The sequence below is a fragment of the Thalassobacillus hwangdonensis genome, assembly GCF_042675915.1.
Lineage (GTDB): Bacteria > Bacillota > Bacilli > Bacillales > Halobacillaceae > Thalassobacillus_A > Thalassobacillus_A hwangdonensis.
This window is the reverse complement of record NZ_JBHTKL010000001.1, coordinates 834,706-855,570: the sequence shown is the minus strand read 5'-3', so window position 1 is coordinate 855,570 and position 20,865 is coordinate 834,706. Positions and strand designations below refer to the sequence as shown.

Annotated in this window: 21 protein-coding genes and 1 other RNA gene; 15 read left to right on the top strand and 7 right to left on the bottom strand. The window is 43.7% G+C overall.

Going from position 1 to position 20,865, the window contains the following annotated elements; all coding sequences use genetic code 11:
* Positions 1-2 precede the first annotated feature (2 nt).
* The 4 genes from asnS (at position 3) to ACFQ2J_RS04485 (ending at position 3,104) form a co-directional block, all read left to right on the top strand.
* Entirely contained in the window at positions 3-1,295 is a 1,293-nt protein-coding gene (asnS, locus tag ACFQ2J_RS04500) for an asparagine--tRNA ligase (protein WP_386056967.1), read from the top strand.
* A 111-nt stretch (positions 1,296-1,406) separates the two neighbouring features.
* Positions 1,407-2,096, top strand: a complete 690-nt coding sequence (locus tag ACFQ2J_RS04495; protein WP_386056965.1) for a DnaD domain-containing protein — start codon at positions 1,407-1,409, stop codon at positions 2,094-2,096.
* Positions 2,097-2,107: 11 nt separating this feature from the next.
* Positions 2,108-2,761: an endonuclease III gene (gene nth / locus ACFQ2J_RS04490; RefSeq protein ID WP_386056963.1), complete on the top strand. Its 654-nt coding sequence runs from the start codon at positions 2,108-2,110 to the stop codon at positions 2,759-2,761.
* Positions 2,754-3,104 carry a YpoC family protein gene (locus tag ACFQ2J_RS04485; RefSeq protein WP_386056962.1) on the top strand — a complete coding sequence of 117 codons (351 nt, stop codon included), beginning with the start codon at positions 2,754-2,756 and terminating at the stop codon, positions 3,102-3,104. Before nth ends, ACFQ2J_RS04485 begins: the two co-directional genes overlap by 8 nt.
* A gap of 38 nt (positions 3,105-3,142) precedes the next feature.
* Here ACFQ2J_RS04485 and ACFQ2J_RS04480 read toward each other — a convergent pair whose 3' ends face one another.
* Positions 3,143-5,818 (bottom strand): PBP1A family penicillin-binding protein, encoded by a 2,676-nt coding sequence (locus tag ACFQ2J_RS04480; protein ID WP_386056960.1) that lies wholly within the window; start codon positions 5,816-5,818, stop codon positions 3,143-3,145.
* A gap of 18 nt (positions 5,819-5,836) precedes the next feature.
* On the bottom strand, positions 5,837-6,430 hold the full coding sequence (gene recU / locus ACFQ2J_RS04475) for a Holliday junction resolvase RecU (protein WP_386056958.1): 594 nt from the start codon (positions 6,428-6,430) through the stop codon (positions 5,837-5,839).
* Positions 6,431-6,564: 134 nt separating this feature from the next.
* Here recU and ACFQ2J_RS04470 point away from each other — a divergent pair, with 134 nt between their 5' ends.
* The 3 genes from ACFQ2J_RS04470 to ACFQ2J_RS04460 all read left to right on the top strand — a co-directional run bounded on the left by ACFQ2J_RS04470 (position 6,565) and on the right by ACFQ2J_RS04460 (position 8,486).
* Positions 6,565-7,521 carry a DUF2515 family protein gene (locus tag ACFQ2J_RS04470; RefSeq protein WP_386056956.1) on the top strand — a complete coding sequence of 319 codons (957 nt, stop codon included), beginning with the start codon at positions 6,565-6,567 and terminating at the stop codon, positions 7,519-7,521.
* Positions 7,522-7,805: 284 nt separating this feature from the next.
* Positions 7,806-8,084, top strand: a complete 279-nt coding sequence (locus ACFQ2J_RS04465; protein WP_386056955.1) for a hypothetical protein — start codon at positions 7,806-7,808, stop codon at positions 8,082-8,084.
* Between the two features lie 54 nt (positions 8,085-8,138).
* Positions 8,139-8,486 (top strand): DUF1798 family protein, encoded by a 348-nt coding sequence (locus ACFQ2J_RS04460; protein WP_386056953.1) that lies wholly within the window; start codon positions 8,139-8,141, stop codon positions 8,484-8,486.
* A 32-nt stretch (positions 8,487-8,518) separates the two neighbouring features.
* Here the strand turns inward: ACFQ2J_RS04460 and ACFQ2J_RS04455 are convergent, their stop codons facing one another.
* On the bottom strand, positions 8,519-8,650 hold the full coding sequence (locus ACFQ2J_RS04455; RefSeq protein WP_386056951.1) for a hypothetical protein: 132 nt from the start codon (positions 8,648-8,650) through the stop codon (positions 8,519-8,521).
* A 124-nt stretch (positions 8,651-8,774) separates the two neighbouring features.
* The gene (locus ACFQ2J_RS04450; protein WP_386056950.1) at positions 8,775-11,867 is read right to left on the bottom strand and encodes an efflux RND transporter permease subunit; all 3,093 of its coding nucleotides are present in this window, start codon (positions 11,865-11,867) and stop codon (positions 8,775-8,777) included.
* 181 nt (positions 11,868-12,048) lie between these two features.
* Here ACFQ2J_RS04450 and cdd point away from each other — a divergent pair, with 181 nt between their 5' ends.
* The 7 genes from cdd (at position 12,049) to ACFQ2J_RS04415 (ending at position 17,349) form a co-directional block, all read left to right on the top strand.
* Complete coding sequence (gene cdd / locus ACFQ2J_RS04445) at positions 12,049-12,447, top strand: cytidine deaminase (protein ID WP_386056948.1); 399 nt, start codon at positions 12,049-12,051, stop codon at positions 12,445-12,447.
* A gap of 157 nt (positions 12,448-12,604) precedes the next feature.
* On the top strand, positions 12,605-13,045 hold the full coding sequence (locus ACFQ2J_RS04440) for a CotD family spore coat protein (protein WP_386056946.1): 441 nt from the start codon (positions 12,605-12,607) through the stop codon (positions 13,043-13,045).
* 101 nt (positions 13,046-13,146) lie between these two features.
* Complete coding sequence (locus tag ACFQ2J_RS04435) at positions 13,147-13,710, top strand: SLOG family protein (RefSeq protein ID WP_386056945.1); 564 nt, start codon at positions 13,147-13,149, stop codon at positions 13,708-13,710.
* Positions 13,711-13,787: 77 nt separating this feature from the next.
* Complete coding sequence (gpsB, locus tag ACFQ2J_RS04430) at positions 13,788-14,102, top strand: cell division regulator GpsB (protein ID WP_386056943.1); 315 nt, start codon at positions 13,788-13,790, stop codon at positions 14,100-14,102.
* 105 nt (positions 14,103-14,207) lie between these two features.
* Positions 14,208-14,585, top strand: an RNA gene (gene rnpB, locus ACFQ2J_RS04425) — RNase P RNA component class B.
* 104 nt (positions 14,586-14,689) lie between these two features.
* Positions 14,690-15,820 (top strand): THUMP domain-containing class I SAM-dependent RNA methyltransferase, encoded by a 1,131-nt coding sequence (locus tag ACFQ2J_RS04420; RefSeq protein WP_386056941.1) that lies wholly within the window; start codon positions 14,690-14,692, stop codon positions 15,818-15,820.
* A 26-nt stretch (positions 15,821-15,846) separates the two neighbouring features.
* Positions 15,847-17,349 carry a carboxypeptidase M32 gene (locus ACFQ2J_RS04415; protein WP_386056940.1) on the top strand — a complete coding sequence of 501 codons (1,503 nt, stop codon included), beginning with the start codon at positions 15,847-15,849 and terminating at the stop codon, positions 17,347-17,349.
* Positions 17,350-17,426: 77 nt separating this feature from the next.
* Here ACFQ2J_RS04415 and ACFQ2J_RS04410 read toward each other — a convergent pair whose 3' ends face one another.
* Genes ACFQ2J_RS04410 through ACFQ2J_RS04400 form a run of 3 tightly spaced genes read right to left on the bottom strand, consistent with a single transcriptional unit; the run spans position 17,427 to position 19,760 of the window.
* Positions 17,427-19,088 (bottom strand): b(o/a)3-type cytochrome-c oxidase subunit 1, encoded by a 1,662-nt coding sequence (locus ACFQ2J_RS04410; protein WP_386056938.1) that lies wholly within the window; start codon positions 19,086-19,088, stop codon positions 17,427-17,429.
* Positions 19,085-19,591: a cytochrome c oxidase subunit II gene (locus ACFQ2J_RS04405; protein WP_386056936.1), complete on the bottom strand. Its 507-nt coding sequence runs from the start codon at positions 19,589-19,591 to the stop codon at positions 19,085-19,087. The genes ACFQ2J_RS04410 and ACFQ2J_RS04405 overlap by 4 nt, the downstream gene beginning before the upstream one ends.
* Before the next feature lie 22 nt (positions 19,592-19,613).
* Positions 19,614-19,760 (bottom strand): cytochrome c oxidase subunit 2A, encoded by a 147-nt coding sequence (locus tag ACFQ2J_RS04400; protein ID WP_386056934.1) that lies wholly within the window; start codon positions 19,758-19,760, stop codon positions 19,614-19,616.
* Positions 19,761-20,033: 273 nt separating this feature from the next.
* Between ACFQ2J_RS04400 and ACFQ2J_RS04395 the strand changes: the two genes are divergently transcribed.
* Positions 20,034-20,801, top strand: coding sequence for an SDR family NAD(P)-dependent oxidoreductase (locus ACFQ2J_RS04395; protein ID WP_386056932.1), 768 nt, complete (start codon positions 20,034-20,036; stop codon positions 20,799-20,801).
* Positions 20,802-20,865: the final 64 nt, after the last annotated feature.

Here is a 20,865-nt window from a genome sequence, read left to right as displayed (position 1 = left end):
TTGTGAAAACGACGATTTCAGAAGTACACAAGTATGTAGGAGAAGAAGTAACGATCGGAGCGTGGCTGGCAAATAAACGTTCCAGTGGTAAAATAGCATTTTTGCAACTACGTGATGGTACTGGGTTCATCCAGGGAGTAGTCGTCAAAAATGACATCGGTGAAGAGAAATTTGCAAATGCCAAAGGGCTGACTCAGGAAACATCCTTGTATGTGACAGGAACAATCGTAGAGGATACAAGGTCACCGTTCGGTTTTGAAATGCAAGTGAAGGATCTTGAAGTCATTCATGAAGCAACAGACTTCCCGATCACACCGAAGGAACACGGTACAGAATTCCTTATGGATAATCGTCACTTATGGCTGCGCTCCAAAAAGCAGCATGCTGTGATGAAAATTCGTAATGAAATCATCCGTGCTACTTATGAATTCTTCAATAACAATGGGTATGTGAAAATCGATCCGCCAATCCTGACCGGAACTTCAGCAGAAGGAACGACGGAACTGTTCCATACGAAGTATTTTGATGAAGATGCTTACCTTTCACAATCCGGCCAATTGTATATGGAAGCGGCTGCGATGGCATTTGGTAAAGTATTCAGCTTTGGTCCGACTTTCCGTGCAGAAAAATCAAAGACACGTCGTCACCTGATCGAATTCTGGATGATTGAGCCTGAGATGGCTTTCATGGATCATGAAGACAGCCTGGTCGTTCAGGAAAATTACGTGTCATTTGTCGTTCAATCCGTTTTGGAGAACTGCAAGCTTGAACTGGGTGCCTTGGATCGTGACGTCAGCGCGCTTGAAAAGGTGCAGGCGCCATTCCCTCGCATCAGCTACGATAAAGCAATCGAGCTGTTGAAAGAAAAAGGATTCGATGATATTGAGTGGGGAGAAGACTTCGGTGCCCCTCACGAAACGGCAATCGCGGAAGCGTTCGATAAACCGGTATTCATCACCAATTACCCTGCAGAAATCAAAGCTTTTTATATGAAGCCAGACCCTGAACGTGAGGAAGTCGTGCTTTGTGCTGATTTGATCGCTCCGGAAGGTTACGGAGAAATCATCGGCGGTTCTCAACGAATCGATGACCTTGCATTGATGGAAGAACGTTACGAAGCACATGGCCTTAGTGGAGATGCCTACAAGTGGTACTTGGAGCTTCGCCAATACGGAAGTGTGCCGCATTCCGGTTTCGGACTAGGATTAGAACGGACAGTGGCATGGATTGCTGGTGTCGAGCACATCAGGGAAACAATTCCATTCCCACGTATGCTTAACCGACTATATCCTTAAGCTGCTAAATACAGACCATGCCCGGTGCGGGCATGGTCTCTGTTTTTTTCTGCATTTCCATGGTATAGTGCCACGGTGAGTCATGATATAATATTTTTTGAGGTGTATGAAATGTCGAATTATCAACAATATCAAACAATCATCAACGATCAGATGACCATCCCGGTCAGATTGATCGAGCATTATAAAGAGATTGGAATGACGGATGATGAGCTGCTGATCGTCCTTCAAATCAAAAGGTTTCTGCATCAGGGAAATTCTTTTCCAACACCAGGAGAACTTGCGCTTCATGGTAATATTACGGAGGAAGACTGTTCCAAGACGTTGCGGAGCTTGATCCAGAAACAATTCATGGTAATTGAGCAGAGAAGGAATGAACGAAATGTATTGAATGAAGGGTATTCCCTTGAACCACTGTGGGAGAAACTGTACGCTCCTTCTCCTAAGCAGTCATCCAAGGAAGAGCAGCAGACCCATGACAATTTATTCGTGCTGTTCGAGCAGGAATTCGGTAGGCTTCTTTCGCCATTTGAAATCGAGACGATCAATATATGGCTGGATCAGGATGAACAAGAGCCTGCATTGATCAAAGCTGCTTTACGTGAAGCAGTGCTTATGGGTAAACTCAACTTCAAGTACATTGACAGGATTCTTAGGGAATGGAAGAAGAAGGGAATCAAAAGTGTCCAGCAGGCCCGGGAAGCTGGCAAGCAATTCCGTGGCCACCAAAAGAATCTTGAGCAATCAAATAAACAAAACAGAGATGTTTCACTTTATTATAACTGGCTGGATGAAGAGTAGGAGGGGAGATTGTGCTCAATAAAAAGCAGATCCGCTATTGTCTTGATGTATTCGAAGAGATGTTCCCTGATGCAGAATGCGAGCTGAATCATAGGAACGCCTTCGACCTTGTCATTGCCGTATTATTATCTGCGCAATGTACCGATGCACTTGTAAATAAAGTGACTAAAGATTTATTTGAAAAGTACCGTACACCCGAGGATTACCTTTCCGTCCCTTTAGAAGAACTACAGCAGGATATAAGGTCGATCGGTCTGTACAGGAACAAATCAAAAAATATCCGCAAACTGTGTCAGACATTGATTGACGATTATGATGGGGAAGTTCCTCGTACTAAGAAGGAACTGGAAAGCCTTGCTGGGGTAGGGAGAAAAACCGCAAATGTGGTTGCTTCCGTCGCTTTTGAAGAACCGGCAATAGCAGTGGATACTCACGTCGAACGAGTTTCCAAGCGTTTAGGAATCTGTCGCTGGAAAGATTCCGTTCTAGAAGTGGAAAAGACATTGATGCGAAAAATTCCGGAAGAAGAATGGAGTCAGACCCATCATCGGATGATTTTTTTCGGAAGATACCACTGCAAAGCCCAACGGCCCCAGTGCCAATCCTGCAAACTTCTTGACTTGTGCCGAGAGGGACAGAAAAGGATGAAAAAGAAGAGTGGGTGAAGCTTTGAACAAAGAGTTGGCAATGTTACTGAAGAAAACTGAGGAGAATGACCGAATTATAGCATCTCTGTTTCAGGAACGTAAGCTGAACCAGACAAAGACACCAATGAAGATCCAAATCAATTATTTTTATAAATGTCTTTATTTACTTAACTCACAAAAGAATGAAAGACACAATGTTATAAGGCTTTCTTTGTTGCCCATCGCTCCGAAAAATGTGGAGGAGAGGGTGGCATTCATCGAGGCAAAGCCAGGCCATTATTATTCTTATAAACAGCTTAGCCAATTGTTCACCGAACTGAATGATTTGATGGAACAAGAAAGACCCGATGGGAGAGTTTAATCTCCTCATCGGGTCTTTCTTAATTTTATCTTGAAGGGTTATTGCCCAGTGCCAGTATCATCTTCTGATCCATCGGTAGTACCATCATCCGTACCACCCTGGCCATCACCGGTGCTCTCATCACCAGTAGAATCACCTTCCTGACCATCTCCAGTACCATCACCAGAAGACCCATCATCTTGACCTTCACCAGTGGTACCATCATCAGATGCGTCCCCTTCTTGGTCATCTCCTGTACCTTCATCATCTTGACCATCGTCATTACCTTGGCCACCGTTTCCATTACCATTTCCTTGACCATTATTACCTTCATTGCCTTGTTGCTCATCATCTTCATTCTCTTCTTCATCGTCACCGAACAGACCGCCATCATCTTCTTCCTCTTGTTCAGGCACGCTTACATCCACTGAGGAAGGTTCGCTACGGTTGCCGTCTCCTTCGCTGCTTATCGCAGTGACATTGAAGGTGTAGGTCGTTCCAGGTTGGACATTGGAAACTTCGAGCTTCTTATCCGTAGTAGTCGTCAGTTTTTGTTCACCTTGACCATCCATCGATACGGTTACATCAAAGGCGATGTCTTTTGCCTTTCCGTATTTCCAATCTACTTTGATGACACCTTTTTTCTCGTCATATTTTGCTGACAAGCCTTCGACCGGGTCTAGCTGATCGTATTGCTCTGATGTTTCCTTCGGCATATTATCTTTGTGGAACAGCTCCGTCACAATTTCTGACTCTGGAGTGTACTCACTTGGATATTTCGCAGGACGCGATCCTTTTTCAACATCGACCCATTTGGCTGAATCAGGCTTTGCAAAGTCCGCAGTGTCTTTTCCTTCTGAAATCGTGCTCATCATCGATTTGAAGAATGCTTTCGGTATATGATCGCCTGCAGACGCATCACGCTCATTAGACTCCGCATAACCGGTCCAAACAGCTATACTATAGTTTGTAGTATAGCCTGAGAACCAGGAGTCAGGACTGATATCCTCACGGTTGGTAGTTCCGGTTTTACCTGCAACAGGTAATCCAGATATATTTGCAGCCTGACCTGTTCCTTCTGGGTGGGTAAGGACACTTTTCAGCATATCCGACATAACGAAAGCAGTATATTTACTCATTGCTGCTTTTGGTTCAGATTTAAATTCTTCGGTCTTTCCATCCGGGAATTCAACTTTCGTCACTGCATACGGTTCGTTGTACATTCCTTCGTTACCGAACGCAGCATAGGATGCGGCGAGCTGGGTAGTTGTCAATTCTGTTTTTGCGCCACCGATTGCATCAGCAGGATAAATTTCTCCATCCTTGAAGTTGATACCCAGTCCTTCAGCAAACTTCTTTGATTCTTCCAATCCAACTTCCTGCATCGTTTTAACTGCAGGTACGTTCAAGGATTTCGTCAATGCGTATCGCATGGAAACCCAACCATGGTATTTACCATAGTTATTGATCGTATCACCATTGATTTCAATTGGTTCATCATCTTCAATCTGATGGTAAGACGACAATGCTTTACTTTCGATAGCTGGTCCATAAGCAAGTATCGGCTTAGCAGTGGAACCAGGCTGTCTTCCCCCCTGGATGGCAAGGTTGTAACCGCCTTTTGAACCTTCAAAATCACGTCCGCCGCCAATAGCACGGATCTGACCGGTTTTCGTATCGATTACCGTACTTGCGGTTTGTATTTCGTCATCAGGGAAGCCTAATGGATTTTCCTTACTTAATAGATATTCCATGTGCTCTTGTGCTTTCGGGTCAACTGTTGTATAGATCTTCAACCCATCTTTGTAAATATCAGCACCTTCGACTTTTTTCTCTACTTCACGCTGTACTTGGTCAAGGAAGTGCTGGTATTTATTCTTGCTGTCAGAACCGCCTTCTTTCAGCATGTCCTCAATCTTCACTTTTCTCGCTTCTTCCGCTTCCGCTTCACTGATCTTTCCGTGATGGACCATCAGTGTAAGCACCGTATTCATCCGTTCTTTGGCAAGATCCGGGTTCTTATACGGGTTATAGGCGGTAGGGCGTTGAGGAAGTCCTGCAAGCAATGCTGCTTGTGGAAGCGTCAGCTCATTCAATTCCTTGACTCCGAAGTATGTTTCAGCAGCTTCTGCTACACCATAAGCCTGGGAGCCGTAAAAGATTTTGTTCAAGTACATTTGCAGGATTTCTTCTTTTGAATATTCCTGCTCCAGTTTGATTGCGAGCCATTGTTCCTGTACTTTACGCTCCAATGCTTTTTTCGGTGACAGGAAGGAACGTTTAACGACCTGTTGCGTGATCGTACTTGCACCTTCTGCTCCGAACCCTTCTGTCACGTTAGCAACGACAGCGGCACCGATTCTTCGGAAATCGATTCCGGAGTGTTCGAAGAACCTTGCATCTTCAGTTGCTGTCACTGCATCGATCAATACAGGTGGCAAATCGTTATAAGTGATTTTTGTCCTTTTCTCTGAGCCAAGTTCAGCAAAGAGGTCTCCATTCATGTCATATACCTTTGAAGAGATAGGATCGGATAATTTCGCTTCATCGAGATTCGGTGCACCTGAAATATAATAGGTGAACAGTCCACCGATTCCGATCATCGCAACTAGTCCGATAATCAGTAAAGATAATAATATTTTTTTGAATAATGGCTTATTGTTCTTCTTCTTTGGCTTACCTTTTTGTTGCATTTGTTTTCGTCTTGCTGTACGAGACTGGCTGTCATTTGCCATAACTCATTTCCTCCATTTCTAGAAAAAAAGCTTGTCGAGTATTTTGATGTAATCTACTCGAGCCTGATAGTGGAAAGGAATCAGGTATCCATTCCTTTTGATAAAGGAGTAGGGGATGGATTTCCTTCCACCATTATATTGTTCATCCCACCAGTGAAAAAGCTTCTTGGCGGAAATGAAGTAGGTTTCATCATGCGGAGTGAACCGCATGATCATGAAGCATATTCCACCATGGTGATGGATCGCTTTCATATGATCGATTTGATGCTGATGGATATTGGATAAAGGAAAGGAAGTTTTATTCTTCGTTTCCTTCGCTTCAAAGTCGACATACTGTCCTTTGTAAATGCCGTTGAAATCGGTGGTAGAAGCCTGTTTGAAATAGCCTTCCTTGATGACAGCGGCACTCCGCTTAGGATAGTCCACTTTCACAATCTGGACCGGGGTCGGTTTTTTGTGAATGACGGCAATGTCATGGGTACGATAATAGTCATTCGTTGCACTGATATCTTCTTCGAGCGTCATTCCGCGATTACTGAAATCCGGCTGCTTCTTCTTTTTAATTCCAGTTGGTAACGATATGGATGAACGCTTCCCGTTCGGATAATTCATTGTCCCATTCCTCCTCTTTGCCATGACAGTATCATATCAAATTTCCGTCAGGAATGAGAATAAAAAAATATTACAACTTTCCATTATTACTGAACGGATTGTCACATAATATACAAAAAGAGGAGGGGTGTCGAATGACCGACTTAACTCCTTATGACCTGAATCTTATCGCTGCCCAAGTCAATGAGTATAACCGTGATAATATTACCCGTACGAAAGCCTATCAAAACTTCTATTTTGAATACCCTGAGATCAAGTGGTCGCTTCTTGCAGGGATTGTATCAAGAAATGCCGGATGGAACATGACAGACCTCACAACAGAGCCTTTCATTAGCTTTTTAAATGAAAAAATGCGCAACCAGTTATTCATGACTTATGAGCGAGCGAATTGGCTGATTTTCTCTGATGCTTTTCCTCAGTTGCTGATTTATTCATTGTCGAAAAAAAAGGGTATCCCCTTATTTGACGAATTGAAGGCATTTAAAGTTTCTTCCTTCATGATCCAGGAGTGGCATCGTTTTTTTGAAACGGGTGATGAGCAACGTCTGACTAAGGCGCTCATCATTAATGAACAAAATATGATTCAGCGGCCGGTAATCATCCAGCCATATTTCCATCAACAGGTTTTTCGTCACTGGCCTTACCTCCTGGAATCTTTGTTGAAATTGAACGTTGTCCTTTTCCCGACAGTAGAGGGAGAGTTGTATGGGTTATCGATCAATCGTTTCACCAGCCTTGACCGAAGGATTGCGATCGGTCACTCGTTGACTTCTCTACTATTCAACCCTGCATTGTATGAGCAGTTCACCATATTTATTCAACAAGTTCCAGTTACTGGGTCGAGGACAGAATATGAAGGATACAGGAAAGGGCATGCAAGCCCTTTAAGGGAATGTTATCAAATAGTCACCCATGAGGATCAGCTAAGGGAAGACTGGTATAAAATCAGAGGCATCAAACAGCGATGGTGGGATTTATCCATCCCTGCAGAATCCTTTGCTCCCCAAAAATTCTACTTTAAGAAGCGGCTGATGCTTCAATTAGCAAAAATTTTACCTGTGAACACAAAAGGAATGCCTCCAAAAGGATGACATTCCATCTTGATTTACGTAGCTGGACGGTTTTCACCATCTAATTTTGGATTACCGGTTTTCTGATGCTTCTGCTGCTGCTTTTCATTTTTCTGCTTTTTATTTCGTTGTTTCTCTGACATGTCTATCCCTCCTTATTGTTAGTCTTTGTCGAAAGGGATGTTTTATGAGCGGTTTTCCTTAGCTTTATTTGTAGGATTCGTTCTTCTTTTGTCACCTGGATAGGAACTTGAACAGCAATACCGAATTAAGGTGGTATGAGAAGAACGGAGGAGGAGTTATAGATGGTACTATCTATGAAAGAGAAAAAAGGTGTTCCTCGTCAGCGTTTAGAACAATCACTAGGAGAAGTCATGGAAGAAATGAGAAGGCTGGAACAGAAGATATCCTTGAAGGCGGATGAAGTTGTATTTACGATGGCAATTGCCCATCGAAAAGAAATCGACCGTTTGCAGGAAGATATTATCGCTCTCCGGGAAGAAATGAAGCTTTTGAAAAAGGATCAGAAGGAGCTTCATATGAATCATCACTTTTCACTAATGAGGGAGAAAAAAAGAGCGTGACCGTTCAAATTTGTCTTCTGACATGATATGGTTGAAGAAAAAGGATGAAGGCAAGTGACTTCCGTTATCGATGCGACCAATAATATAAGGCATCTGATCGATCAACTTCAGGAAAAGTTCGATCAGCAGCAAGAACCAGTAGATAGGAAAGATAAAGCCTACTTTGAAGTGGTGAAGAAAGAAACAGCCCCGATGTTCGAATTGAACGACCAATGGCTGGAGCTTGCCAGTGAGTATGTTAAAAATCGCGAAGTGAAGGTTCACCCGAACCAGGTGAAATCCACACATGAAAATATCGAATTATTGATATTGCATAGTTACTTCTTTGACGTTAAGAAGAAGCGATACAGGGAATTGAATCATTCCGTTCATTATGTATTGGACATGATTGTTGATAATTGACAAAAAGGATGCCCGGATAGGCATCCTTTTTGTCATTCTTTATGAGAAGTTCCTTCAGGGATCTTCCTTACCTGATCACCGGATTCAGCGAATCGTTTAGCTGTTTTCGGTTTCTCATGTTCATGGTTTTGTCGCTTTTCTTTGAACCCTTTACCTCGGCCCATGTAATCACCCTCCTCGGAAGTATTTTTCCCTTTACCTGTTGTAAATATGAAAAAAATACTCAACTGCTGCAATAGATGATATAACAAAAGGATGCCCGGTCAAGGGACATCCTTTTGTTGTGTTCTACTCCATATCTGTTGAATGTCTGTTTTCTTTCCTCCTCCCAAAACGGATGCGGTGAAGCATCAAATAGAAAGCGGGAACGAGCATCAAAGTCAGTATCGTTGAGAATAATAATCCTGAAACGATGGATACTGCCAATGGCTGGAACAGTACATCACCGGAGAAAATGATCGGCACCAAAGCTGCAACAGAAGTAAGGGTCGTCAGCACAATTGGACGGATCCGAGCTCTTCCTGCTTCGATGACCGCTTCAATAAGCGTAGTCTTCTCTTTGTTCTGCTCTATGAATTCAATCAAAATCACAGAGTTACGAACGACGATCCCTGATAAGGACACGATACCTAATACGGCAAGGAAGCTTAGCGGTTGCCCAGTTACGAATAATCCAATAATCGCTCCTGTAATCGCCAGAAATACGGAACTAGTGACAAGGAGTGGCATCGTCAATGAATTGAACTGTACTGCAATCGTCAAATAGATCAGGAACAAGACGATGACGAACAATTTGGATACCTCAATGAAGAATTCTGTCTGTGCATTGGATTCACCTGTCTGTACCAGTTGATACCCTTCAGGGAGACTGGTTTCGATGTCATCAATCAATTGATCGGCGGATTCGTTAAACGCATCTTCTTCGCCCTTAACCGGGTATGCTTGGAGGGTGATGGTACGTACACCGTTCAAGTGCGGAATGGCTCCGATTTCTTCATACTCATCCTCACTGATGATTTCATCGAGTGACAGTGTAGAGGGTGCTCCACCCTGTTGCTGTGGAGAGGACTGAGAAACGACTTCCAATTCCCCAAGGTCAACACCTTCCTCAGCGCCATCATCTACGATCGCTTTCATAGGTAGACGATCTACACCGTTATCAAACGTTCCTAGTGGAATACCGGTGTTTGCCACCTGGATCTGAGAGGTGACCTGGTCTACTGGAATACCGTTTTCAGCCAGCTGCTGTCGGTCCGGTTCAAAACGGATGAAGGACTGACCTTCTCCTGCATTCAAAGTTGTAACTTCTGTCGAATCCAACTCCTCAAAAGCGGACGCTGCATCTTGTGCGGCATCAACAAGCTCTTCAATTTGTGGCCCTTGGATCTTCACTTCGACAGGTGGAGAGGGAGGGGGACCGGAAACAATCGTATCCAGGAAGATTTCCCCATCAAACTCATCCCTCAGCGTGCTCTCCCATTCATCTATGAAGGCAGAAGCGCTAGTGTTACTACGATCGACACGTACCAGGAGTTGACCTGTATTTTCACCAGTTCGCTGCATCGAAGAGCTGAACAAGTTTGGTAGGCCGCTGCCAGTATAAACGGCTGTTTCTGTTATATGATCCGTCTGGTCGGTCAGGAATTGTTCCATCTCTTCCAATTTCATTTTCGTTTCTTCAATAGGAGTACCTTGAGGATACCTTACTGACACCGTTACCTCAGGCCTATCTGCTGACGGGAAAAATTCAAACGGAATTTTAACGACCAACAAAGCAAGCAGGATACATGCAACTAGACCAGAGAGGCCGGTGACCCATGGGCGCTTCGTCGTTTTAGGCAGGATTTTATCTGCGTAGACGGTTTCAAGCCAGTTGAAGAATCCTCCAAGTAAACCAGCCTTTTCTTTCGTTTTCTTCTTGCTGCGAAGCTTTCCTGCATAGCGCACGGTAGGAATCAGTGTAAGTGCAATGATTGTTGAAGCTATGATTGTGAAAATCAATACTGTCGGCAACGCACGGATGAAATCCCCGTTGGAACCTGAAAGAAAGGTCAGAGGAAAGAAACTGAACACGATCATCAACGTTGAGGTGATGATCGATTTCCCGACTTCTTTCACACCTTTTATCGCTCCTGTAAGGGCATCATCTCCCATTTGGTAACGCCTTTGGATATTGTCGTTTACAACGATGGCATCATCGACAAGGATACCGATCGCTATGATCATCCCTATAATCGAAATCTGATTCAAGTCCACCCCTGTATAAGGCAATGGGGTAAGCCCGATCAAAATGGAAATAGGGATAGAAATTCCAACCAGTACAGCAGCTGAAAACGGTAATCCCAGCAGCATGATTGCAAAGACAGCGACCAGGGAGATTGCAAACGATGTAATCAAGTTAGTGAAAACTTCATTGATGACTGTGCTTTGCGTATAAAACCGGTCTACAGAGACTGATGAAGGAAGATCGGAAGCGAGAGCGTCCACTTTTTCCGTGAGCGTTTCCTGCAGGGAGGAAATATTCGCTCCTTCCTCGGACATGATAGTGATGGAAATCGCAGGTGTACCTTCATACGTAATCAGATCTTCCGGTTGTTTCTCCTCAATGGATATGTCACCAATATCACTTAAAAATAATGGATCTCCACTTTCATCGTTACCTACAGGAACATTTCCGAGTTCCTCGATTCCCTTATATTTCTCGAACACAAGCTGATAGATTTTATTATCGGATTGCTCTGTGCCGATTGCGCTTGGGGTCAATTCATTATTGATCGACTCGATCACTTGAAAGGCGGAAAGGCGATTTTCCTTCAGCTGTTCGTTATCAAGTGACAGAACAACCTCCTGTTCCGGCAAGCCTTTGATCAGCAGGGAGTCTACCCCGTTGATATCCTCCAGCTGATCCTTCCATTCATCCACTGTTTCCCTCAGTTGATATAGCGTGTCGTAATTATCAGCCATCAGATGGTAGGATGCTACAGCAGATTTCATAACGTCTGTATTGACATCAGGATCCTGTACCTCTTCAGGGAAACCCCTTGATATATCAGATACGACTTGACGGATTTTCGAATTCGCTGTCGTCAGGTCAGTGCCGTCTGCCAACGTGATGGTAATGTTTGAAAAACCTGTCGTTGAAGCGGAGGATAGTTCATCCACTCCTTCAATCGACAACAGTTCATTTTCTAAAGGATTCGTGACACTGCTCTCTACTTCCGTCGGGGTCGCACCTGGATAAACTGTAGAGATGGATGCGATATTTACATTGATTTCAGGTATTTCACGCTTCGGTAATTGATAGTACGTAAAAATACCAGTGAATACGAGTAAAAGAATGAATACCCATACCATTTTTCTGAATTTGAGTAACCTTGCCATCGTAAGCCCTCCTGCATGTTAAAATAGCTGTTTCAATTAAGTATATAACTCAACTAAACGCTTTTTTGACACATATGTCAAATAAGAATGTGCAGGTGCTATCAACGGAAATTTTGAAACCGCTTTACAATAGGTGTTGTTTGAATTATAATTATTTTCCCACCAGGAGGGAGGAAGAAAAATGAATCGTGATCAATTGATCGAGAAAGCAAAAGAAATCAGAAACCGTGCTTACGTCCCGTATTCAAAGTTCCAAGTAGGAGCTGCACTACTTACGGCTTCAGGGAAACTTTACGAAGGGTGTAATATAGAAAATGCTGCCTATCCTGTCACATGTTGTGCAGAGAGAGTAGCAATCTTTAAAGCAATTTCGGATGGTGAGACAGAATTCAAGGAATTGGCAGTAGTTGCTGATACGAAGCGACCAGTACCCCCGTGTGGTTCATGCAGACAAGTGATGAGTGAATTCTTCCCATCAGATATGCACATCCATACAACAAATCTGGAAGGGGAAGTCAAAACTGTCACAATGGAAGAACTGCTTCCATTTTCGTTTGCCCAGTCAGATCTATCTAACTGAATAAGTGAAAGCCCGGACAATGGTTAGTATTGTCCGGGCTTTCTTATTTTGTATGACTGTTCCATGAAATCAAAATGGATGTTTGCACTAGTACATGTTCCCTTGTCCCTTCATAGGTTATTAATGTACCAAGTATTAGGAAAGGGGTCTATACAAAATGTTCAACAAGCATATGAATTGCGGCTGTCCGCAGGTGAGTCCGGCACAACAAGTCGTCCATCCTACAAAACACTGCGTCAAACACAACTTCTATAAGCAGGACGTCAATCACATCTACCCAACTCATACAACGGTCATGAACCATCATCTAACTGAAAACAAACATTTCTTCCCGCAAACTCAATCAGTAGAAAATACGTTCAATCAGACCAACACATTCATGCCACCACAGCAGGTTTCTCCAGCAATGCAAGGTCCTCGACCACCGATGGGGCCAGGAGGTCCAGGAGGTCAAGTAGCTGGTGCACAAACCGGGATGGGACCGGGCAGTCAAGTAGCAGGAGCACAGACCGGAATGGGTCCAATGGGATCCAATATGCCACCGATGGGTGCGCAAGGGATGATGCCAGGAATGGGACGCAAAAGACCTTGGCGTTAAAGAATCATGAAACGAGCACTTCCGTGGTGCTCGTTTTTCGTTTATAATGAAATAAGTCCTGTATTTTAACTTTTGTGTACATAAAGTATAAGGAGCATGTTATGAAAACGTTAGTGGTCACTGGCTATAAGCAGATGGAGCTTGGAATATTCAAGCAGGATGACCAGCGAATCATGTTTATCAAAGCAGCATTGAAGAAACGCCTGTTGTCTCTTATTGAAGAGGGACTGGAATGGGTCCTCGTATCAGGACAGATGGGTGTGGAACTCTGGACCGCAGAAGTAGTCATGGACCTGAAAGAAAGCCATGACATCAAGCTTGCGATTCTTCCGCCATTTACGAACCAGGAGGATCGCTGGCCGGAGCAATTGAAGATGAAATACGAAGAACTCACACTTGTAGCGGATTTTTATAAACCAGTCCATGAGCAGGATTACAAAGCACCATATCAGTTCAGGCAGAAAGATCAATTTCTAATCGAACACTCTGATGGTGCACTGCTATTGTATGATACTGATACCCCTGGATCCCCCGATTACTTCAGAAAAATGGCCATGGATTATCAGGAGAAGGGCAGTTATCCTATTTATTATATAACCCCGATGGATTTAGAGGATATTGTTGAAGAAATCCGGATGGCAGATCCGGACTATTGGGCACAATAACAGTAACGGTGTAAAAATTGACATTCGAACGATGTTTTGGAAAAATAAAACCAAGGTGTGTAAACAGAGGTGATATCGTGAATACAGATAAAATGCATTTAGACGGAAAGGCAATACTTGAAAAAGAATTTAAGAATGCGATGCGTGGGTACAATCAGGAAGAAGTGGATGAATTCCTTGATCTGATCATCCAGGACTATGAAACAATGTCTCAGGAGATCGAAAGGCTGCGTCAGGAGAATGAAAAGCTGAAACGCTCTCCATCACGGGATGCATCCAGAACTAGACCGCATCAGCCGATCAATCAGAATAATCAAGTGAACTATGATGTGTTGAAACGCTTGTCCAATCTGGAAAAAGCAGTGTTCGGCAAGAAGTATGCAGATTCTTGATTTGTTACCAATCATTCACTAATGAATCGCAACAGCTAACCTTGTATAATGGTAAATAGATTGACGAAAAAAACAATAAAAGCTACAATAATAAAGCACATTTGAATACTTGGGTAATCGCTGCATCCTTGATGCAGAGGAAAGTCCATGCTCGCACAAGCTGAGATGCTTGTAGTGTTCATGCCTGACGAAACCATAAGTCAGGGTAGCCATTACGGCTAACGGCAGGGAAGATACCTACGTCCTTATGGATATGGTATTGCAACCTTGAAAGTGCCACAGTGACGTAGTCCGTGTAGAAATGCACGGAGTGGAACGAGGTAAACCCCATGAGCGAGCAACCCAAATGAAGGTAGGGGCACTCTCCGACGGGAACTGAACCGGACGGGAGGCAGGTCATTGACCTGGAGATAGATGATTACCACCGGAGTACGAGGTTGACCACCGCTGGCAGTACGATGGTACAGAACATGGCTTACAAAGTATTCAAAGGTCTTATGTAGAGATCAACATCCCTTTCTGAATGCATCGTGCGTTGGAAAGGGTTTTTTCATATGATAAAACAAATGAAAGAAAGGATTTGAATTATGGTCAGAAAAGTAACATTGATTGCCACAGCTGCTATGGGGCTCGAATCTGTAGTTGCCAATGAAGTGAAACAGTTGGGTTACGAGGATATCGAAGTCGAGAACGGAAGAGTAACAATCCAGGCAGATATTTCAGCAATTCCGAGATTGAACCTCTGGCTTCGCACAGCTGATCGTGTGAAATTGCAGGTCGGTAAATTCAAAGCCTATTCGTTTGATGAACTTTTCGAACAGACGAAAGCACTTCCATGGGAGCAATTCATTCCTGAGAATGGTGAATTTCCGGTTATCGGAAAGTCTGTCAAATCCAAATTATATAGTGTGCCGGATTGCCAGTCGATCGTAAAGAAAGCAATTGTGGAACGATTGAAGCAAAAGCATGGAGTCGCTTCATGGTTGAAAGAGGATGGTGCGTTCTATCGTACAGAAGTTGCCATCCATAAAGATACCGTCCTGCTCAGTATAGATACCTCGGGAAGCGGACTGCATAAACGTGGTTACCGGACGGGACAGGGGGAGGCTCCTCTCAAAGAGACATTGGCTGCTGCCCTTGTCCAGCTGACAAACTGGAGACCTGATCGTCCATTCGTCGATCCTTTCTGTGGGTCGGGTACGATTGCAATTGAAGCCGCATTGATCGGGCAGAATATTGCACCAGGATTCAACCGCGAATTCGCCTCAGAAGAATGGGAGTTCATCCCCGGAGAAATGTGGGAACAAGCGTTCAATGAAGCAGAAGAACTTGCTGATTACGATCAGCCGCTGGATATCACAGGTTCCGATATTGATCATCGCATGATTGAAATTGCAAAAGCCAACGCAATGGAAGCAGGTCTCGGGGAACTAGTTCAATGGAAACAAAGACAAGTAAAAGATTTCCGTCCTAAGCAGGAAAATGGCTATGTCGTGTCTAATCCTCCATATGGGGAAAGGATCGGGGAGAAGGAGGAAGTCGAGCAGATGTATAAAGATTTGGGTGACATCATGGCTGACAATCCTTCTTGGAGTGTGTACATCCTTACATCCCACCCCACATTCGAAAAACTATACGGTCAGAAGGCTTCCAAGAAGCGTAAACTGTTCAATGGGTTTATCAAAACCGATTATTACCAGTTCTTCGGGAAGAAGTGATCCGGCCAGTCAAGGGGGATTTGTAGATGGTTCAAACAGTGGATAAGTTGGAACAGGAATACTTGGAATTGCTGAAAGAGCAGACCTCATACAATGAGGCGCTTGGATTGATGTTTTGGGATTTACGGACGAAGGCACCTAAGAAAGCGGTCGAGTATCGATCTGAAGTGATCGGCATGCTTTCCCAGAAGTCCCACAAACTAAGTACATCCGATAAGATGAAGCATTTCATCGATGAACTGAAGGAGCGTTCTGAAGATCCGATTGTCAGGAAGTCAATCGAAAAATCAGAAGAGCACTATGATCGTGCCGTGAAGATTCCTGATGAAGAGTACAAGGAATACGTCATGCTGCAATCAAAAGCAGAATCGGTTTGGGAAGAGGCGAAGGAAGACGGAGATTTCGAGGCATTCCAGCCGTATTTGGAAAAGCTGGTCGATTTCAACAAAAAATTCGCAGGATACTGGGGTTATGAAAAGCATATTTATGATGCCCTCCTGGACAACTACGAGCCGGGTGTAACGGTCGATGTTCTGGATGAGGTATTTCCAAAAGTAAGAGATTCTCTTTCAGGACTTCTTGAAAAAATCCAGCAATCACCGACGAAACCAGATCCGTCTGTATTGCAGGGGCATTTCCCTAAAGCTGATCAGCGTGCATTCAGTTTGGAAATCCTTGAACGGATGGGGTACGACTTCCAATCGGGACGTCTTGATGAAACTGTTCATCCGTTTGCAATCGGCCTAAATGTCAATGATGTCCGAGTAACGACAAAGTATGACGAAAAGGATTTCCGTACAGCTGTTTTTGGTACAATTCATGAAGGTGGTCATGCACTGTATGAGCAGAATATCGACTCAAAGCTTGCTTTCACACCACTTGCAACAGGTACATCCATGGGAATCCATGAATCCCAGTCCTTGTTTTGGGAAAATTTCGTAGCGAGAAGTGAAGCATTTTGGGAAAACCACTATGATCTTTTCAAAAACCATGCGCCGAAATCATTCGAAAACCTTCCATTGGACACATTCTACAAGGCGATCAATGAAGTAAAGCCTTCTTATATTCGTATCGAAGCTGATGAGCTGACGTATCCATTACATATCATGGTACGGTATGAATTGGAGAAAGCGTTGATCGGTGGAGAAATCCAAGTGAAGGATCTTCCTGAATTGTGGAATGATAAAATGGAGGAATATGTAGGAATCCGTCCTCGTAATAATGCTGAAGGTGTGCTTCAGGATGTGCACTGGTCAGGCGGGAGCTTTGGCTATTTCCCTTCGTATGCGCTAGGTTATATGTATGCTGCTCAAATGTATGGCAGCATGCTACAGGATGTGGATGTCGATAAAGTTATCCGTGCAGGTGACTTCACTGTCATCAAAGAATGGTTGACAAAGAATGTACACCAGTACGGAAGTATGAAGAAACCACTTGACATCATGCACGATGTTACCGGAGAAAAGTTGAATCCGGATCACTTAGTAAACTACCTGACAAACAAATACAGTAAAATCTATCAGTTCTGATCTGAGCAACTGGTTGAAGAATATGAAAGCACCCTGATAATTTGATAATTATCAGGGTGTTTTTTTACTTTCTTGCGTTAAGAACCATTTCCGATCGGCCAACCGAAAGGAGGTGATCCAGGTGGAGAGTTCTGGATGATATCGATGAATGGGACCGTATAGGCGAATAGGATCAATACGACTGCGATACCAACCCACAGCTTCCAGTTTTCAAGTACCCATGGAGTAGGTTCAGCACCAGTAGGTAATTCAGCAATAGGGAACTCTTCGACACCTTTAGGTGCCAGGAATGCCATATAGATGAAAATGTAGAGCATCAATAGAATTCCGATAAACAGGATGGAACCGCCGATCGCCTGCCCATATTGATATCCGATCCATTCTGCAGCTTGTTCACTGCCTTGATAATTGGAAAATGCAGAACGTCTAGGTGCGCCGAGTAGGCCGGCAATGTGCATGGAGCCTGACATGAATAGCATACCGATTAACCATACGACAGTTTGGATCATTCCAAGATTATTGATTTTCTTATTCAGCTTCCTGCCTGTCAGTACTGGAACCAGCCAGTAGGATATTCCGAAGAATGTCAGGATGACAGTGGTAGCCAACGTAAGATGGAAATGCCCGGTTACCCAGATGGTATTATGGACGACCTGATTCAACTGATAGGAAGCGTTGATCAGTCCACCAGCTCCAGCAGGTATGAATGCTACCATACCCATGAACGGTGCAAAGAAGCGGACGTCTTTCCAAGGTAGATTTTTGAACCACCCGAATAAGCCTGTGTAGCCTTTCTGCCTGCCGGTGATTTCAAATGTGGCGAACATGGAAAAGGCAGTAAGTAAAGATGGGATAACGACAGCAAATGTCAGAACGACCTGTAAATACTTCCAGAACGGATCGATTCCAGGCTCAAGCAACTGATGGTGGAATCCAACCGGGATGGAAAATAGTAAGAATAGCAGAAATGCGAGTCGAGCTAATGAATCACTGAAAATTTTACCACCGATGATTTTCGGTAGTATTCCGTACCATGCCATGTATGCAGGCAATAGCCAGAAATACACAAGAGGATGGCCGAAGTACCAGAACAATGTACGGCTTACTAAAATGTTCATAGAATCAACAAGTCCAAGTGACCATGGAATGAATTGAAGCAATACCGTTGCAGCGACTCCCAATGTACTGATCAGCCAGATCAGCATATTGATAACAACCATAAATGCAAGTAACGGGGAGTGCTTTCCAGGATTCTTCTTTTTCCACTTGAAGAGTTGATTGAAATTGACAAAACATGCAATCCATGACCCTACAACTACGAATGTAAGTCCGAAATAAAAGATCGGATGCGCTTTCAAGGGTGCATAGAAGGTATAAAGCACGTTTGCTTTACCTAAAAGTATCATCGTCGCAGAAGCTACAGTACCAATGAGCATCACCCAGAAGGATGCCCAGGCCCATTTGCGTTGCGCCGTTGTTATTCCTACGGTTTTGATCATCAAGGCAAACTGGAAACCTACGATAAAGAACGTTGTCAATACAAGTCCAAGGACGACACCATGGACTGTCAAAATCTGATAGTAACCGATTCCGAATGGTAAGTTGAATTTACCTGTACGGACGAGTGTTTGCAGTAATCCCATCAATCCACCTACAAGCAGGGAAATGAACGTCACCCACATGAAGGCCATCACCATACTGGAATCTTGTTTCTTCAAGCTTAATTTATCACCGATCATTCTTCATACACCTCCACAGTAGCCATCATCAAATGGTGGGCAGTGCCGCAATATTCGTTACAGATCAATGTGTATGTCCCTGGTACATCCATTGTTGTTTCCAAAGTGGATATATACCCCGGCTCCAGCATCATATTGACATTAGTACCGGCCAGTTCAAACCCGTGGATGACATCTTTTGTCGTAGCCTGGAAGGTAACGGTGGATCCAACTGGAATCCTCACCTTACGAACTGGACTTCCTTCCTCGTCTACACCCATATCATAGTTGAACGCAGAGGCTAGGACATTGAGTGTATATTCGCTATCCCCTAATTGTTGCAGCCCCAGGTTTTCATCCTTGAAAGCGTCATGTGCCTGGACGTTTTGTGGATCCAAAGTAACCATACAGCTAGGTGGTTTCGTTCCCTGGTAAAATGCTCCGATGCCTAGGACGATCAGAAATAATAACAGAGATCCAACTCCGAATGACATCCAGATCTTCTCATACTTATGCAGATGCATTTCAATTCCCCCAATCTTATCCCTATCTTGCTAAAAATAAACCGAAGACCCCTACCCAAGACAGAATCAGCAATGCACCGACGATCATGACGGATATGAAAGTACCTTTTAGTTTCGGTTCTTCCTTCCCATGTGCTGCATGTTCTTTTTTCAGTTCTGCGTTAGGCATGCATGCCCACTCCTTTCAAATCAAATATGAATGCAATTGCTTCTACACTTTCATCTTACGTTTTTTTTATTGGAATACGATACCAATTCTTTCAGTTTCACAATTTGTTCATGAAAGAATGAAATTACTGTGACAAAAGTTCCCATTTGTGTGCAAAGTGTGACAGCGACGCAGGTTTTTCAATGGTTGATAGTGTTAACTAGCCGGTAAAAACGACTGAAATAGACATAAATGATATAATGATGAAATATTCAAACAAAGGGGATGAGCGATTTGTATTTACCAGGTTTTGACCTGAAAGATAAGCTTGCAGTAGTAACTGGTGGAACGAAAGGTATAGGGAAGGCAATAGCAGTTTCCTATGCAGAAGCTGGAGCAGATGTGATCATCATTGCACGATCTGAAGATGAGCTGCTTGCAGTTAAAGAAACGATCGAAGGACTCGGCAGGAACTGTCATATCATACAGTCTGATGTGAAGGACTATACCTATATCAAAGCGGAAGTGGAAAAGATCACTGCAACAAGGAACCTTGATATTTGGGTCAATAACGCAGGAATGAATATCAGAAGTGAGGCTCTGGAAGTATCTGAAGAGGAATGGGAAACCATCATCCAGACGAATATGAAGAGTGCGTTCTTCCTGTCACAGTTTGCTGCTCAAAAAATGAAAGATGGGGAACAAGGCAAGATCATCAATATTTCTTCAGTCGGAGGACATACCGCATTGCGCACAGGGGTGGTTTATGCAATGACGAAAAGTGCATTGATCCAAATGACGAAAAACCTTGCGTTGGAATGGGGAAAATACAATATCAACGTAAATGCAATTGGTCCTTGGTATTTCCCTACTTCTTTAACTGAAAAATTGTTGCAGGACGAGGCTTATGTGAGTGACATACTTGACCGCACCCCATTGAAACGGATAGGGAACCTTTCTGAAATAGCGGGACCCGCGGTATTTTTAGCTTCACCGGCAAGTGACTATATTACCGGTCAGACGATATTTGTTGATGGTGGAATGACTATATATGGATTTTGATGCAAGGCTGCCAGATGAGGCAGCCTTTTTGTTTTACATAATATTGTAGTTCTGTGTTCACACT